Source organism: Brachybacterium phenoliresistens, assembly GCF_000576425.1.
Taxonomy (GTDB): domain Bacteria; phylum Actinomycetota; class Actinomycetes; order Actinomycetales; family Dermabacteraceae; genus Brachybacterium; species Brachybacterium phenoliresistens.
Genome location: NZ_KK070000.1, coordinates 1 through 13,488, shown reverse-complemented (window position 1 = coordinate 13,488; position 13,488 = coordinate 1). Strand labels below are relative to the sequence as shown.

Sequence of the window (13,488 nt, the reverse complement as noted above, 5' to 3'; positions counted from 1 at the left end):
GCGGATGCCGGTCGGGCCCTCGTCATGTCCGCGCCCGGGCCTTCCGAGCCTTCCGTGCCGTGCGGCCCGGCGCCGCCGCCGGCCCCGGCCCGACCTGCGACACCGTCCTCACCGGCGGCGGGAGTGTGGAAGGATGGTCGGCGACCCAGATCACAGCGGCGTCCTCCAGGAGTGATGACATGTCGGCACCTCTGAGCCTCGTGCCCCTTCCCCAGCACGTCAGCTGGTCCTCCGGCGTCTGGGACCCGGCGGATCCGTGGGAGGAGCTCTCGGTGGGCCTGTCCGAGGACCTCCCCCGCACCGAGTACACCCTCGCGATCTCCCCTCAGGGCGCGGCCCTCACCGCCGGCAGCGAGGCCGCCCTTGCCGACGGTCGCAACACCTTCGCGCAGATCGTCGCGGGCAGCGACGGCCCGATCCCCTGCGTGAGCATCCACGACTTCCCGCGCCATGCCTGGCGCGGCCTGCACCTGGACGTCGCCCGGCACTTCTTCGGGATCCCCCAGCTCGAGAAGATGATCGACGCCCTCGCCCTGCACCGCCTGAACGTCCTGCATCTGCACCTCACCGACGACCAGGGCTGGCGCGTCGAGATCAAGGGCTACCCGCGCCTGACCGAGGTCGGCGCTCGGCGCGAGCGGACGCTGCAGGGGCACATGTCCGGCGATCCCGAGGAGTTCACCTTCGACGAGACCCCGCACGAGGGCTTCTACACCCAGGAGGAGCTGCGCGGTCTGGTCGAGTACGCCCGCCGCCGCGGCGTGATGATCGTGCCCGAGATCGACCTCCCCGGGCACATGCAGGCCGCGATCGCCGCCTACCCGGAGCTCGGCAACACCCCCTCCGTCCAGGTCGGCGTGCGGGAGGTCTGGGGCATCTCCGACCACGTCCTCGGGGTCTCCGACGAGGTCTTCGCCTTCGTGCGCGACGTCCTCCTGCAGGTCGCCGAGATCTTCCCCGCCCCCTACGTGCACATCGGCGGCGACGAGTGCCCGCGCACCGAATGGGAGCGCTCCACGGCGGCCCGCACCCGCATGACCGAGTGGGGACTGACCCGCGTCTCCGAGATCCAGGGGCGCTTCACCGCCTTCGCGGCCGAGGTCCTCGCCGAGCGCGGCAAGCGGATCATCGGCTGGGACGAGGTCCTCGAGTCCCATCTGCCCGACGACACCGTGGTCATGAACTGGCGCCGGCCCCGCGGCGTGGTCGAGTCCGTGGGCCGCGGCTTCCAGACGATCGTGGCGACCTCCGACGTCCTCTACTTCGACCACTACCAGGACGACCCGGACCTGGAGCCGCTCGCCATCGGCGGCAGGACCACCGTCGAGGACGTCTACGAGGCCGAGCTCGTCCCGGAGAAGGCGCAGGCCGACGGCGCCTCGCTGGTGCTCGGCATCCAGGGGCAGCTGTGGACGGAGTACATCTCCACCCCCGAGCACCTGGAGTACATGGCCTTCCCGCGGGTGTGCGCCCTCGCCGAGCGCGCCTGGGGCTCCCCCCGCCAGAGCTACGAGGAGTTCGAGGAGCGGCTGCGCGGGCACCTGCCGCGCCTGGACGCCTTCGGCATCGCCTACCGCCCGCTGGACTGAGCATGTCGAACCATCACGACGCCCACCCCTACGGCCGCTCCGGCCAGGACGTCCGCCGTCGCACCCTGCGGGAGAAGCGGCTGCGACGCGTGCGGATCACCCAGCTCGTCACCTTCTCGCTGCTGGTCATCCTGCTGGTCGGCTCGGTGGCCTTCGCCCTGATGCAGCTGCGCGGGCCCGAGGAGCCGACCGTCGCCGCGACCTCCGCGGCGCCGGAGGGCTGCCCCGCCCCCGGCGCCGCCCCCGCCGCGCCCGCCGATGTGCAGGTGACGGTGCTCAACGGGACGGACACCCGGGGCCTGGCCGGCACCGTGACCGATGAGCTCGCCGCGCGCGGCTACGTCACCGGCACCGCCGGGAACACCTCCGATGCCGAGGGCCCGGCGACGGTCCAGTACGGCCCGGAGGGCTACCTCGCGGCCGCCTCGGTCGCCGCGCAGGTCGACGGCGCGGTGCTGCAGGAGGCGGACCTCTCCGGCACGGAGGTGCGTCTGCTCATCGGCGAGGGATGGGCGGGCCTGCGCCCGGCCGACGCCGCCACCGCCGCCCTGGCCGAGCCGGTCACGCCGCCCGAGGGATGCGCCTGAGCGACGCGCCGTGAGCGCCGGCGGCACGGCCCTGCACGACCCGCGCGCGGCTCCGGCAGGCGGGGTCAGTCCTTCCAGGTCCGGCGGTCGATCTCCATGCGGGTGCCGATCCAGAGCATGGTCCCGCCCGCGAACAGGGTCAGCCCGACCACCGCGCCGAAGACGACGGCGGTGGACGCGGCACCGGGGAGCAGCCCCGCCAGGACCGTGTTGATCCCGGCGGTGTCCTGCGGGGTGGCCGCGCCGGACTCGGCCTCGGGATCGACCTCGACGGCGAAGGTGCCGCGGGAGACGACGCCCGCCGAATCGGTGACGAGGTAGTCGATGCGGGGCGTCGTCCCCACGAAGCCCGCGGCCGGCTGGAAGCTCAGCACGCCGTCGTTCCCGATCGTGAAGACGCCCTCGTCGGGGATCTCCAGGCGGCTGCCCGTCCAGTTCTCCAGCTCCTCGAGGTTGACGGCGTCCAGGGAGCGCAGCCGCAGCGAGGCGGGGTCCAGGGGCTGCCCCACGGCGCCCGGCGTGTCGTTGGCCAGGACGTCCGCGGTGACAGGGGTGCCGGGGGGCGTGCGGGCGTCGTCGGCGCGGATCGTCGGCACGCTGCTCGCGTACTGCACGGTCAGGGTCGAGGTCGTGGCGTTGTCGGAGTAGACGCTCGGCGACTCGATCGTGACCGGCGTGACCACCAGCCCCGGCTCGGCGGTCGCCGGGGTGAACGTGACCGTCTTCGCGTCGACGTCGTAGGCCCAGGTCCCCTCCCCCGGCACCCGCAGGCTCCGGGCGTCCGCGGCGAGCGTCGCGCCCTCGGGGATCGGCGCCGTGAAGGTGATCGCATCGGCCCGCACATCGCGCCCGGGCTGGTCGGCCAGATCGAAGACGACGGGCGAGCCGTGGACCCCGGCCGCGGTGAGATCGGCCATGACCGGATAGCCCGGGTCCAGCAGGGCGCGCGAGGAGGTCGCCCCCTCGCCGTCGCCTCCGATGACCCCCATCGGGGCGGCGACGGTCACCTCGCGGCTGTCCGGGGTGAAGGTCACCGTCCCCGCGCTCCGGTCCAGGCGCCACACGCCCTGGTCGGGGACGACGGCCTCGGTGCGGTCCTCGGAGAGCTCGATGGCGCCGGGCTCGTCCGTCGGGAGCGCGAGCTCGAGGGTCGAGGCGCTGACGTTCTGCATCCCCTCGGCGAGGTTGAAGACGATCGGATCGCCGAACGGCGCCGAACGATACGTGTCCGGGATGACCGGGGTCATCACCGTGACCGTCCCGGCGCGGGCCGGCTGGCCGCTCTCGTCGTAGGAGGCGTAGCGCACCGGGGTGGGCTGGCTCCCCAGCTTCGAGCGCACCGGCGTGAAGGTGAGCGAGAGGCGGTCCTCCGACAGCTGCCAGCTGCCCTGCTGGGGCACCACCAGCCGGGTGCCGTCGCTGGTGACGGTCGACCCGTTCGGCAGGCCCTCCAGCAGCAGCTCCTGCTGTCCGGCGACGAGCTGCGGGTCCTGCTCGAGGAGATGGACGGTCACGGACTGGCCGGCGCTGGCGCGCACCCGCTGGACCACGGAGTCGGGGGCGGCGACGGTCAGCTCGGCCGGCTCGGACCGGGTCTCGTGCACCGAACCGATGGTGAGGGCGACCGGTGTCGCCGCGCCGGGCGAGCCGGGGGCGGGGAGGTAGACGATCTGGGTGCCCTGGATGCTCCAGGTCCCCTCGCCGGCGATCTCCAGACGCCGCCCGTCCTCGGACAGGGTCATGCGCTCGCGGGCATCGGCCGGGGCGTCCTGCGGGATCTCGAGCCGGGTCGAGCCGAGGTCGAGCTCGGGCTCCGCGGAGTCCTCCACGAAGGCGGCGATGTCCACCCGGGTCTCCGTGGCCGGGGCGACGGTGATCTCGGACGTGGTCAGGGGGAGCTCGAAGGGGCCGTCCTCGCCGAGCGCCGCCGCCGGGGCGGCGATCATCATCGGGCCCAGGGCGAGCCCTGCCGCGAAGGTGGCCGCGGCCGCGCGCGTCCTGCGCCGGCCGCCGCTCCGGGGGGTCTCACGAGGGGCGTACGGCACGCCGTCACAGTACCAGGGGGCCTCGGCAGGAGCCGGGCGCGGACCTCCCGGGCATCGCGCGCGCGGTGTGCCCCAGACCACTATCCTGGGCCGATGGACGCGACCACTCCCCCACCGGCGGCCGGCGCCGATCCCTCGGTCCCTGCGCGCGCCGCGGGCACGGGCGGGGCGCCGTCCGCGCACCGCGGCCCCGATCCGATCGCCGGGATCCTCGAGGCGCTGCTTCCCGATCTGGCCGCCTGGCTCCCGCAGCGCCGCTGGTACGTGCGCGAGGGCGAGGACGTGCCGCGCCTCGAGATCCGCGCCTGGTCCCTGCTCGTGCCCGATGCCGAGCGGGACGCCCTGGCCGATCCCCTGGCCCTGATGGTCGTGCTGCGCAGCCGGGCGGAGGGATCCGGCGGCGCACGGGACTACCAGGTGCCGATCCTGCTGCGGGACCGCGACGCCGCGGAGACGGCCGGGGACGAGGCCGACGCCGTCATCGGCGAGGTGCCGTGGGAGGGACGCACCGTGCGCGCGGTCGATGCGACCTGCGAGGACGCGGGCCGCCGCGCCCTGCTGGCGCTGCTGACGCGCCCCGGCCCCGCCGGCGCCGGCGGCCTGCTCCTGCGCCCCGAGGCGGTGCGCGAGGACCGGATCGGCGGCGCGGTCCAGTCCTCCCGCCTGCTGGGCGGGGAGCAGTCCAACACGTCGATGATCTTCGACGTCGAGGGCTCTGCCGCGCTGATCCTCAAGCTCTTCCGCGTGCTGCAGGACGGCGCGAACCCCGATGTGGAGGTGCAGGGGGCGCTGGACGCCGCCGGCAGCGCACGCATCGCTCCCATGGTCGGGGCGGTGCGTGCGGACCTCGCGCCGGGGGCCGATCCGGCGGCCGGCCGGGAGGACGCACCGGCCGGGGCCGTCCCGGGCCCCGCCGCCGGGACGGCGCACTCCCTGTTCGCCCAGCAGTTCCTGCCCGGGGTGCAGGACGCCTGGCGGGTCGCGCTGGAGCAGGCCCGCCGCGGGGAGGACTTCTCCGCCGCCGCGCGGGAGCTCGGCGAGGCGACCGCCGAGGTGCATCGGGATCTGGCCCGCGAGCTGCCCACGGCTCCGGCCGATGACGCGGCGCGCGCGGCGGTCCTGCAGGCCATGCGCGAGCGGCTGCGCACGGTGGCGGCCGCCGTGGCGCAGGTGGCCCGCTACGAGGCGGAGCTGCAGCGCATCATCGACCGGGCCGGGAGCGGCGACTGGCCGCTGCTGCAGCGCATCCACGGGGACTACCACCTGGGCCAGGTCCTCGCGGTCCCCGACCGCGGGTGGATCCTGCTGGACTTCGAGGGCGAGCCGCTGCGCTCCCTCGAGGAGCGCTGCGCCGTGGACAGCCCTCTGCGCGACGTCGCCGGCATGCTGCGCAGCGTCGACTACGTGAGCGCGACGGTGCGGCGGGAGCACGATGCGGACGCCTCCGCCTGGAGCGGCCGGGCGCGCGAGGCGTTCTGGGACGGGTACTGCGCCCGGGCCGGCTGGGATGCCGAGGCCGTGCACGACCAGCTCACGGCCTTCGAGGCGGACAAGGCGGTCTACGAGGCGCTGTACGAGCTGCGGCATCGGCCCGGGTGGATCGACATCCCGCTCGCGGCGATCGCCCGGATCGCCGCCGACGCCCGCTGACCCGCGCGCCCCTGCTGACCTGCCCGCCGCTGCTGACCTGCCCGCCCCTGCGCAGCGGGGGCACGGCGGCCGCCGGCCGCGGTCAGGGGACGGGCCGCGGCGGCGGGGTGATCGGCGAGGTGCTGCTGAGCGGCTGCACGGAGCCGGGCAGGAACGCGCCGCTGATCACCCGCACCGCGAGCCGCCCGGCGCCGATCAGTTCCGCCGTCAGCCCGTCCTCGTCGCGCCATCGCGCCTGCGGCAGGCTCGTCCCGGGCGGCGCCTCGACCCGGTGCAGGGCGAATCCGCGCAGGGGGCCGTCCAGGCCCGATGCCGCCGCCTCGAGCTCGGCGACGGTGCACAGCTCCTCAGCAGGGCGCGCAGACCCGGCGCGGTGCAGGGGCGCCTGCGAGACGAGCAGGCTCGAGACGTGGACCATGGTCCCCAGCCCTTGCCAGCTCCCGCCGGAGGAGCGGTCCCGGAAGGGCCGCGCCTCCTCGAAGCCCTCGATCTCGGGGTGCTGGTCCAGCAGTGCACGGGTCATCTCCGCGAGGAGGGCGCGGACCCGCCCGTGGGTCTCGTCCTGCGTGGGGACGGACGGCTCCGGGGAGGCCGGGACGGACGACATGCTCCGGCTCCTTCCCTGCACGCGCGGATCCCGGCACGGCTGCGGGCGCAGCTCCGGGGGCGACCAGGATATGCGCGGCCGCGGCACGCCGCCGATGGGGAGAAGTCCCCATGGACGCCGGCGCCGCGATGTGCCGATGCGCCGCGAGACGGCGCGGGCCGGACGCCAGGGCGCGCCGAGCACGCCCCTGACCAGGGTGGATGCTCGCCCCGCCGGCCGCCGGGTCAGTCGGGGACGGGCACGAACTCGATCGGGCTGACCGAGGAGTAGCGGTCCTCGCGGATCGAGACCACGCCCACGCCGCCGATGAACGGCGCCAGCGCCTGCGGGTTCTTGCCGGGGTTGGCCAGGACGACCTGGAAGCCGAAGTGCCGGAAGGACTCCATGGCGGCGGTGATGAACTTGCCGGCCCCCTTGGAGAACGCCTCGTCGATGATGATCGGCGCATAGCGGGGCACGTCCACCCCTGTCCCGGCGAGCTGGTACCGCAGCGCGGCGGCGAGGCAGAAGGTCGCCAGGCGCTCGTTCTGCCCGCCGGACAGCGGCCCGCCGGATTCGTGGGCGTGCACGACCGTGCCCTCGGCGTCGACCTCCTCGGCGTGGAAGTGCACGTGGCGGCGCACGTCCAGGATCACGCGGGAGACCGGGTCGTCCTGGGTGCGGGCGTCGGAGATGATGCCCATCAGGTGGCGCAGGGAGACGAAGCGCTCCTCGGCCTTCTCGCGGTCGCGGGTGATGTCGTTCTCGACGGTGTCGGCGACGGCGTCCTCGAGGGCTTTGCGGAACTCGTCGAGGGCGGCCAGGTGCACGGGGCGCATCGACAGCTGCAGGTAGCGCCCGGAGTGGAACTCCACCTGGGCCAGCAGCGAGTTGATCCGCTGCAGGCGCTTGCGCACCTCGGCCGGCTCCCGGGCGATCGCGGTGGCCAGGGCCTGCACGTCCCCGAGGGTGTTGCCGGTGAAGAACTCGAAGAAGCGGTCCTCCACCTCGGGCAGCTTCTCCTCCTGGATCCGCTGGTGGATCGCGAGGTAGTCCGGGGCGGCGTCCAGGGAGGTGTCGGTGTCCCCGGCATCGGCCGGCCAGCGGCGGGCGAACTCGCGCATGGCCGTGCGCATGTCCTCCTCGGCGCGGGAGGTGCGGCGGGTGAGGTCCATCAGCTCCGCGTCCAGCGTCGCCGAGGCGTCCTTGGTGACCCGGTCGATGTTGCCCAGCACGAGGTTCTTCGCGATCGCCCGGAAGCGCTCGTCCAGCTCCTCGCGGACCTCCTCGGACAGCTCGCGCTCGGCGATGCGGCCGCGGGCCTCGGCGAGGCGCTCCGCGGTGCGCTCGGCCTGCTCGGTGAGCTTCCCGGCGCTGCGCACCACCTCGAGCAGCTCCTCGTCGGAGTCCTTGATCGCCTGCTCGACGTCGTCGATCTGGCGGGCCAGCTCGGCGAGGGCCTCCGAGCCGTTCTCCGCCGCACGGACCATGTCGCCGAGGTTGGCGATGCGCCGCGCGATCGAGGCGGCGTCGATGTCGTCCCAGGTCACGGCGGAGAGCGCCTGCAGGGCGAAGAGCCGTTCCCGGCGCCGCTCGGCGTCGCTCTCGACGTCCTTGCGCCGGGCCTGCGCCTCGAACAGCTCCTGCTCGGCGCGCACCCGCTCGTTCTCGAACACGGTCCGCTTGGCGCGGTTGTCGAAGCCCAGCACCCACTGGGAGCGGTCGTTGATGGAGCGGTCGGCGTTCTTCTCGTGCCGGGAGGCGGAATGCTTGATCTGGCCCGAGCGCAGCACCGCGCGGGGCAGGCGCGTGAACTCCTCGAGCCCCTCGGCGCACACGTAGTCCATGCGGGCGGCGATCTCGCCGACCAGCCAGCCGTGGAACTCGCCGTCCTTGACCTCGAGCTTCGCGGCGAGCGTGCGCTCGTCGATGCTCCGCACGGGGCGGTGGAGGTCGGTGTTGACGCGGTTGTAGGAGATGCGGCGGCGCAGCTTGGTGCGGTCGATCGCGGCCGCCACGTCCCGGTAGACCCGATCGGGGACCAGGATCGAGCGGGCGAGGCCGCGCAGCGCCTGCTCGGCGGCGGCGGTCCACTCCTCCTCGCCGGCGCGCACCTGCAGCAGCTCCGCCGCGAACGGCAGATCGGTGGGGGCGACGCCCACCTCCCGGGCGATGTGGTCGCGCAGCGCCACGTCCTCGGAATGGAGGTTGGAGGCGCGGGTGGTGAGGGACTTGAGCTCCTGCGTGGTCCGCTGCAGCGCCTCCTGCCATTCGCGGACCTTCGCCTCCGCGTCCCAGCGGGCGCGGTCCGCGCCGCGCTCCTCCTCCTCGAGGGAGGTGCGCAGGGCGGCGACCTCGCGCTGGGTCGCCAGGAACAGGTCCTCGCTGATCGGGGTGCGCAGGTCGACGGTGGCCAGCTGGGCCGCGAACTCCGTCGCCCGCTCCTTGCGGCGCGTGCGCTCGACCTCGAGACCGGCGATCTGCTGCTTCCAGTCGTCGATCTCCCCGCCGCCGGCGCGGCGGCGCTGCTCCTTGAGCTGGGCGAGGTCGGCGCGGGCCTCGCCGACGTCCTGGGTCAGCCGGCGCTGGTGCGCCTCGAGCCGCTCCTTCTCCAGGCCCAGCCGGTCCTGGTCCTCCCCGAGCAGGCGCACCAGGTGCTGGGCGGCGAAGAGGTCGATGTCCGCGCGCCGGTCCACGAGCTCCGCGCCGCGGGCGCGCATCGCGGTCCACGACTCGTGGGCCTCCTTCAGGCCCGCCAGCAGGTCCCGCTGCTCGCGCGCGGTGACGAGGGCCTCGTACACCTCGGAGAGGTTGTGGAAGTTGGCGAGGGCCTGGTCGGCCAGCTCGAAGGTGCGCGGCTCGTCGAGCATGTAGTCGCGCAGCAGGGCGTTGACGTCGCCCAGCTCCTTGGCGGACTGGATCTTGTGCAGCAGCGCGAGCGCCTTCTCGTCGGGGATGCCGAGGATCTGGCTGAACTTGGCGCGGTACTCGCGGAACTGGCGGAAGGTCTCGGTGCCCGGGTGGGCGGCCTCGAGCGCCTTGCCCTCGATGCTGCTGGCGACGAACTTGCGCAGGTCCGAGACGTCCAGCGGGGTGCGAGCGATGACGTAGAGGCTCTTCACGTCGGAGTCGGCGGTGTGGCCGGCGTGCAGCAGCAGCAGGCGCGTGAGCTGCACCGTGCCGCCCGTCCCGTCGGAGTAGCGCAGCGTGATCACCGACAGGGTGCTCTTCTCGCGCAGCACCTCCTGGCTGAACTCGCCGGTGGCGGCGTCATAGTGCATCGCCCAGGCGCCGCGGACATAGCTCGCCACGGTGCGGCGGTACTTCGAGCGGGCCGGGCCCGCGTCCGATGCCGCCGCGTTGAAGTGCAGCGTGCGCGGGGGCGTGAGCAGGGCGCTGATGGCGTCCAGCAGGGTGGACTTGCCGGTGCCCGGTCCCCCCGTGAGGAAGAAGCCCTTGGGCGAGATCTCCAGGTCATGGGTGCCGTGGAAGGTGCCCCAGTTCGACAGCTGGACGTGCGTCAGCCGCCACTGGCCGGGGTGGGGATGCTCCGCGTCGCGCACGGCGCCGTCGTCGGCGGGGCGCTCCTCGGGAGCCATCCCGGGCAGGTCGAGGGTCTCGGTCACGGAAGCCACCGCACAAGGGTACCGGTGCGGGGATCCGCTCAGATCCCGCGGCGCAGGATCCGCGGCACGGCCCAGGCCGAGAGGGCCGGCAGCGCCGCCAGCAGCAGCCAGGGCAGCCCCGCCGCCTCGGGACGGGCGGCGCCCACGTCCAGCAGCCGGCCCACCGCCGTGTTGCCCAGCAGCACCGCCGCTCCCCCGCAGGAGGCGAGCAGGCCGAAGTACGATCCCGTCGGCCCGCCCGCGGCGAAGCGCGGCACGAGGCCGAGGGCGGTGGGCGAGGCCGCCAGGTGCCCGATGATCAGCAGGGTCGCCGCGCCCAGCACCGCCGCCGTCCCCGGGCCGCCGGCGCCTCCGTCCGCCGCCCCGCCGGCTCCCCCGGCATCGGCCGCAGGACCGGCGAGGGTGGCGAGCAGCAGCACCACGAAACCGCCGGCGGTCAGCAGATACCCGGTCCGCAGCGCCGCCGGCGCCCCGACGCGCACGCTCCAGCGGGAGACCGGGATCTGCAGGGCGAGGGTCAGCACGGAGACCCAGGCGAACAGGAGGCCGACCGCCTGCGGGCCCTGCCCGCTGCGGGTCAGCGCGAGCGGCAGCGTGAGGTACAGCTGGTTGTAGGCCAGCAGGTCGCTCGCATGGAAGCCGGCCAGGGCGAGGAAGCGCCGATCGCGCAGCGCGGCCCACGAGCTCCCCCGGGCCGCAGGGCGGGGCCGGTCCGGCGCGCGGTCCGCCGGCGCTCCCGGGGCGGTGCCGGTCGGCGCCGCCCCGGGGGCGGGGACGGGGCGGGCACCTCCCGCCGCCGGCGGGCGCCGCGGCAGCGCCCACGCCAGGAACAGGCCGATGCCCGTGAAGAGCGCCGCTCCCCCGGCGGCGACGGCCGCGAAGCCCCATCCCAGCATGGCCGCGCCGAGCAGCGGTCCGACCACGGCGCCGATCTCCCCGCTCACCGCCAGCCACGCGAACAGGGTCGCGCGCCCGGGCGATCCGGTCCAGGGGCGCCGGGACTCCGCCTCGGCGACCAGGACGTTCAGGCCCGGGGAGAACAGCGCCCCGCCCAGCCCGGTGAGGATCGTGCCCACCACGAACAGGGCCAGCAGCGCGGGCCGCGCCTGCACCGACGCGGCCAGGGTGAGGAAGCCGGCGATCCGCACCCCGCACCCCAGGAGGATGACCGCCCGCGCGCCGCAGCGGTCGGCCAGCGCGCCGCCGAGCAGGAACATGCCCTGCTGGGCGAAGGTCCGCACGCCCAGCACGATGCCGACCGCGGCGCCGCCGAGGGCGAAGTCCTCGCTGAGGACGACGGCGATGAAGGGGACGACGGCGAAGAAGCCGACGTTGAACAGGGCCTGGGTGCCCAGCAGCGTGCCCGCGCGCCCCCGGATCCGCGGCGGGCGCGGTCCTGCGGGCCGGGGCGGCTCAGACGTGAGCCTCCTCGGCGGGCTGCGGCGACCCGTCCCCGGCGTCGCCGTCCTCGACGTCCTCCGCATCGGCCGGGTCCTCGAGGGTGTCCGCGCCGGCCAGACGGTACAGGCCGATGAACTCCCGGGCGGTGTCCGGGCCGATCATCAGGCGCAGCACCGGGGAGACCTCGTAGGAGTCGCCCTGCTCGTCCAGCAGACCGGCGCGCTGGACCTTGGCGATCGAGGCGCGCACGTCCTTGGCGAACCCGGCCTCGTCGGTGGAGGTCGAGCGGCGGTACGCGGCGAGCGCCTGCTGGATCTCCGCCTCGGAGACGACGGCGCGCTGCCCCCGGGAGGACTGCGTGAGCAGCATCTGCCGCAGCACCAGCAGCAGCACCGAGTCCAGCCGGTTCAGGCCGGTCAGTCGGCGCAGCAGCTTGGGGGCGTCGGCATCCTCCTCGCTCTGGCGGACGAAGGCGACCTGGGCGTCGTCGTCGACGACCAGCTCGAGGAACAGGTCCGCCAGCCGCGCCTCGATCGCAGCGCGGTCCCGCAGCAGCTGGGAGTAGCGCACCGCGTCCTTGCGTCCGTCCAGGAAGGGGCCCTGCAGCAGGGCCACCAGCACGCGCCGCGACTCGTCGACCAGGCGGTGCAGGATGACCGAGCGGCCCGCGGCGCGGTCATCGGCCTCGTTCGGCGTGGAGGGGGAGATCGTCACGGGTCACGAGGGTACCGGTTCGCGCGGCCCGAGCCGGCCTGGGGCACGCACCGGCAGGTGCGGCCGAGCCGGCCCGGGGCACGCACCGGCAGGAGGCCGTCCCGGGGAGCACGGCCCGGAGGATCACAGCTCCGGATGCTCGGCGAAGGACCGTTCGGCCGCCCGGCGCAGCTCCCGCAGATCCGCGCCGGCCTCCCGCAGGCTGCAGCCGCGGCCGTTCGGCTTCACCCGGATGCCCTCGGCGTCCCAGTGCGGTCGCGCCCGCGCCAGCAGCGGGGCCGGCAGATCCCCGGACGCGTTGGTCACGCGCCACCACGTCACCGAGCCGCCCCAGTCGCGCATGATGCGGCCCACCAGGCGCGGGCCCACTCCGCAGATCTCCCCGATCTGCCCGTACGCGGCGACGCGGCCGGGCGGGATCGCCTCGACCGTGCGCAGCACCCGCTCCACGGTGACGTCGTCCAGGCGAGGGCGGGCAGGTGCATCGGACATGACGCCAGTGTCCCACCGCCGACCGATCGGGAGGAGATCCGGGCCGCGCCACGACCTGCATCGACGTCGCGATCCCCGCACCGGTTCGTGACCGGACCGTGACGTGGGCCTCAGGACGTGGTGTGATCGAGGGGTCCGCAGGATCCTCTCCGCCTGCTCGGCGAAGAGGCCGACGACAAGGAGCTGATCATGAACGACCTGCCCATCTCCACCCCTGTCATCATCGCCATCGTCATCCTCCTGGCGCTCCTGGTGATCGTCCTGATCGTCGCCGGGGTGGTCGCCTCGCGCCGGCGGCGCGCCGCCCAGCTCGAGGCCGACAGGGCTCGCGCGGCCCAGCTGCGCGAGCAGGCGCAGCGTGAGCAGCAGGAGGTCCGGGAACGCGATCTGTCGGCCCGCGCGACGGAGCTCGAGGCGGAGCGGTCCCGTCTGGACGCCGAGCAGAAGGCCACGGAGGCCGAGCAGGAGCGCCTCGCCGCCGAGCGCCGGGCCGCCGAGGCGGAGCACGAGCGCGCCGATGTCGAGAGCTCCCGCGAGGCGGTCGCCGAGCGCCTCGCCGAGGCGGACCGCCTCGACCCCGGCCCCGGCGAGGACGACCGGACCGCGGCCGGCCGCTCCCCGCGGCCCGACGACGTCCACGACGACGTCGACCGCGAGTCCGTCGACCGCGATTCCGTCGACCGTGAGGCCGTCGACCGCGACGATGCCGACCGCGACGATGCCGGGAACCCGCGCCGCGGCGAGGTCCGTCCGACGGCGGCCGCCGTCGCCGCCGGCGGCGGAGCCGGCGTGGGCGTC

Annotated in this window: 9 protein-coding genes and 1 pseudogene; 4 read left to right on the top strand and 6 right to left on the bottom strand. The window is 74.7% G+C overall.

Annotated elements, in window-relative coordinates; all coding sequences use genetic code 11:
- Positions 1-179 precede the first annotated feature (179 nt).
- Positions 180-1,589: a beta-N-acetylhexosaminidase gene (locus BF93_RS14460; protein WP_038373619.1), complete on the top strand. Its 1,410-nt coding sequence runs from the start codon at positions 180-182 to the stop codon at positions 1,587-1,589.
- 2 nt (positions 1,590-1,591) lie between these two features.
- The gene (locus BF93_RS14455) at positions 1,592-2,176 is read left to right on the top strand and encodes a LytR C-terminal domain-containing protein (RefSeq protein ID WP_038373617.1); all 585 of its coding nucleotides are present in this window, start codon (positions 1,592-1,594) and stop codon (positions 2,174-2,176) included.
- 65 nt (positions 2,177-2,241) lie between these two features.
- Here BF93_RS14455 and BF93_RS14450 read toward each other — a convergent pair whose 3' ends face one another.
- Positions 2,242-4,221 (bottom strand): Ig-like domain-containing protein, encoded by a 1,980-nt coding sequence (locus tag BF93_RS14450; protein ID WP_038373616.1) that lies wholly within the window; start codon positions 4,219-4,221, stop codon positions 2,242-2,244.
- A gap of 93 nt (positions 4,222-4,314) precedes the next feature.
- Between BF93_RS14450 and BF93_RS14445 the strand changes: the two genes are divergently transcribed.
- Entirely contained in the window at positions 4,315-5,871 is a 1,557-nt protein-coding gene (locus tag BF93_RS14445) for a maltokinase N-terminal cap-like domain-containing protein (RefSeq protein WP_156954158.1), read from the top strand.
- 82 nt (positions 5,872-5,953) lie between these two features.
- Here the strand turns inward: BF93_RS14445 and BF93_RS14440 are convergent, their stop codons facing one another.
- The 5 genes from BF93_RS14440 to BF93_RS14420 all read right to left on the bottom strand — a co-directional run bounded on the left by BF93_RS14440 (position 5,954) and on the right by BF93_RS14420 (position 12,690).
- Complete coding sequence (locus BF93_RS14440; RefSeq protein WP_038373615.1) at positions 5,954-6,478, bottom strand: hypothetical protein; 525 nt, start codon at positions 6,476-6,478, stop codon at positions 5,954-5,956.
- A gap of 224 nt (positions 6,479-6,702) precedes the next feature.
- Complete coding sequence (locus BF93_RS14435; protein ID WP_038373614.1) at positions 6,703-10,092, bottom strand: ATP-binding protein; 3,390 nt, start codon at positions 10,090-10,092, stop codon at positions 6,703-6,705.
- Positions 10,093-10,121: 29 nt separating this feature from the next.
- Entirely contained in the window at positions 10,122-11,567 is a 1,446-nt protein-coding gene (locus tag BF93_RS14430) for an MFS transporter (protein WP_051487001.1), read from the bottom strand.
- Positions 11,497-12,198: a DUF4194 domain-containing protein gene (locus tag BF93_RS14425; protein WP_084148578.1), complete on the bottom strand. Its 702-nt coding sequence runs from the start codon at positions 12,196-12,198 to the stop codon at positions 11,497-11,499. Before BF93_RS14425 ends, BF93_RS14430 begins: the two co-directional genes overlap by 71 nt.
- Positions 12,199-12,321: 123 nt before the next feature.
- Positions 12,322-12,690, bottom strand: coding sequence for an MGMT family protein (locus BF93_RS14420; RefSeq protein WP_084148577.1), 369 nt, complete (start codon positions 12,688-12,690; stop codon positions 12,322-12,324).
- A 189-nt stretch (positions 12,691-12,879) separates the two neighbouring features.
- On the opposite strand from BF93_RS14420, the pseudogene BF93_RS14415 reads away from it, so the two are divergent.
- Positions 12,880-13,488: pseudogene (locus BF93_RS14415) on the top strand (hypothetical protein); the annotation flags it as partial.

Coding starts and splice junctions, on each gene's coding strand:
- BF93_RS14445 (WP_156954158.1), top strand. CDS start 4,315: ATGGACGCGACCACTCCCCCACCGGCGGCCGGCGCCGATCCCTCGGTC.
- BF93_RS14430 (WP_051487001.1), bottom strand. CDS start 11,567: ATGCGGAGGACGTCGAGGACGGCGACGCCGGGGACGGGTCGCCGCAGC.
- BF93_RS14460 (WP_038373619.1), top strand. CDS start 180: ATGTCGGCACCTCTGAGCCTCGTGCCCCTTCCCCAGCACGTCAGCTGG.
- BF93_RS14420 (WP_084148577.1), bottom strand. CDS start 12,690: ATGTCCGATGCACCTGCCCGCCCTCGCCTGGACGACGTCACCGTGGAG.
- BF93_RS14455 (WP_038373617.1), top strand. CDS start 1,592: ATGTCGAACCATCACGACGCCCACCCCTACGGCCGCTCCGGCCAGGAC.
- BF93_RS14440 (WP_038373615.1), bottom strand. CDS start 6,478: ATGTCGTCCGTCCCGGCCTCCCCGGAGCCGTCCGTCCCCACGCAGGAC.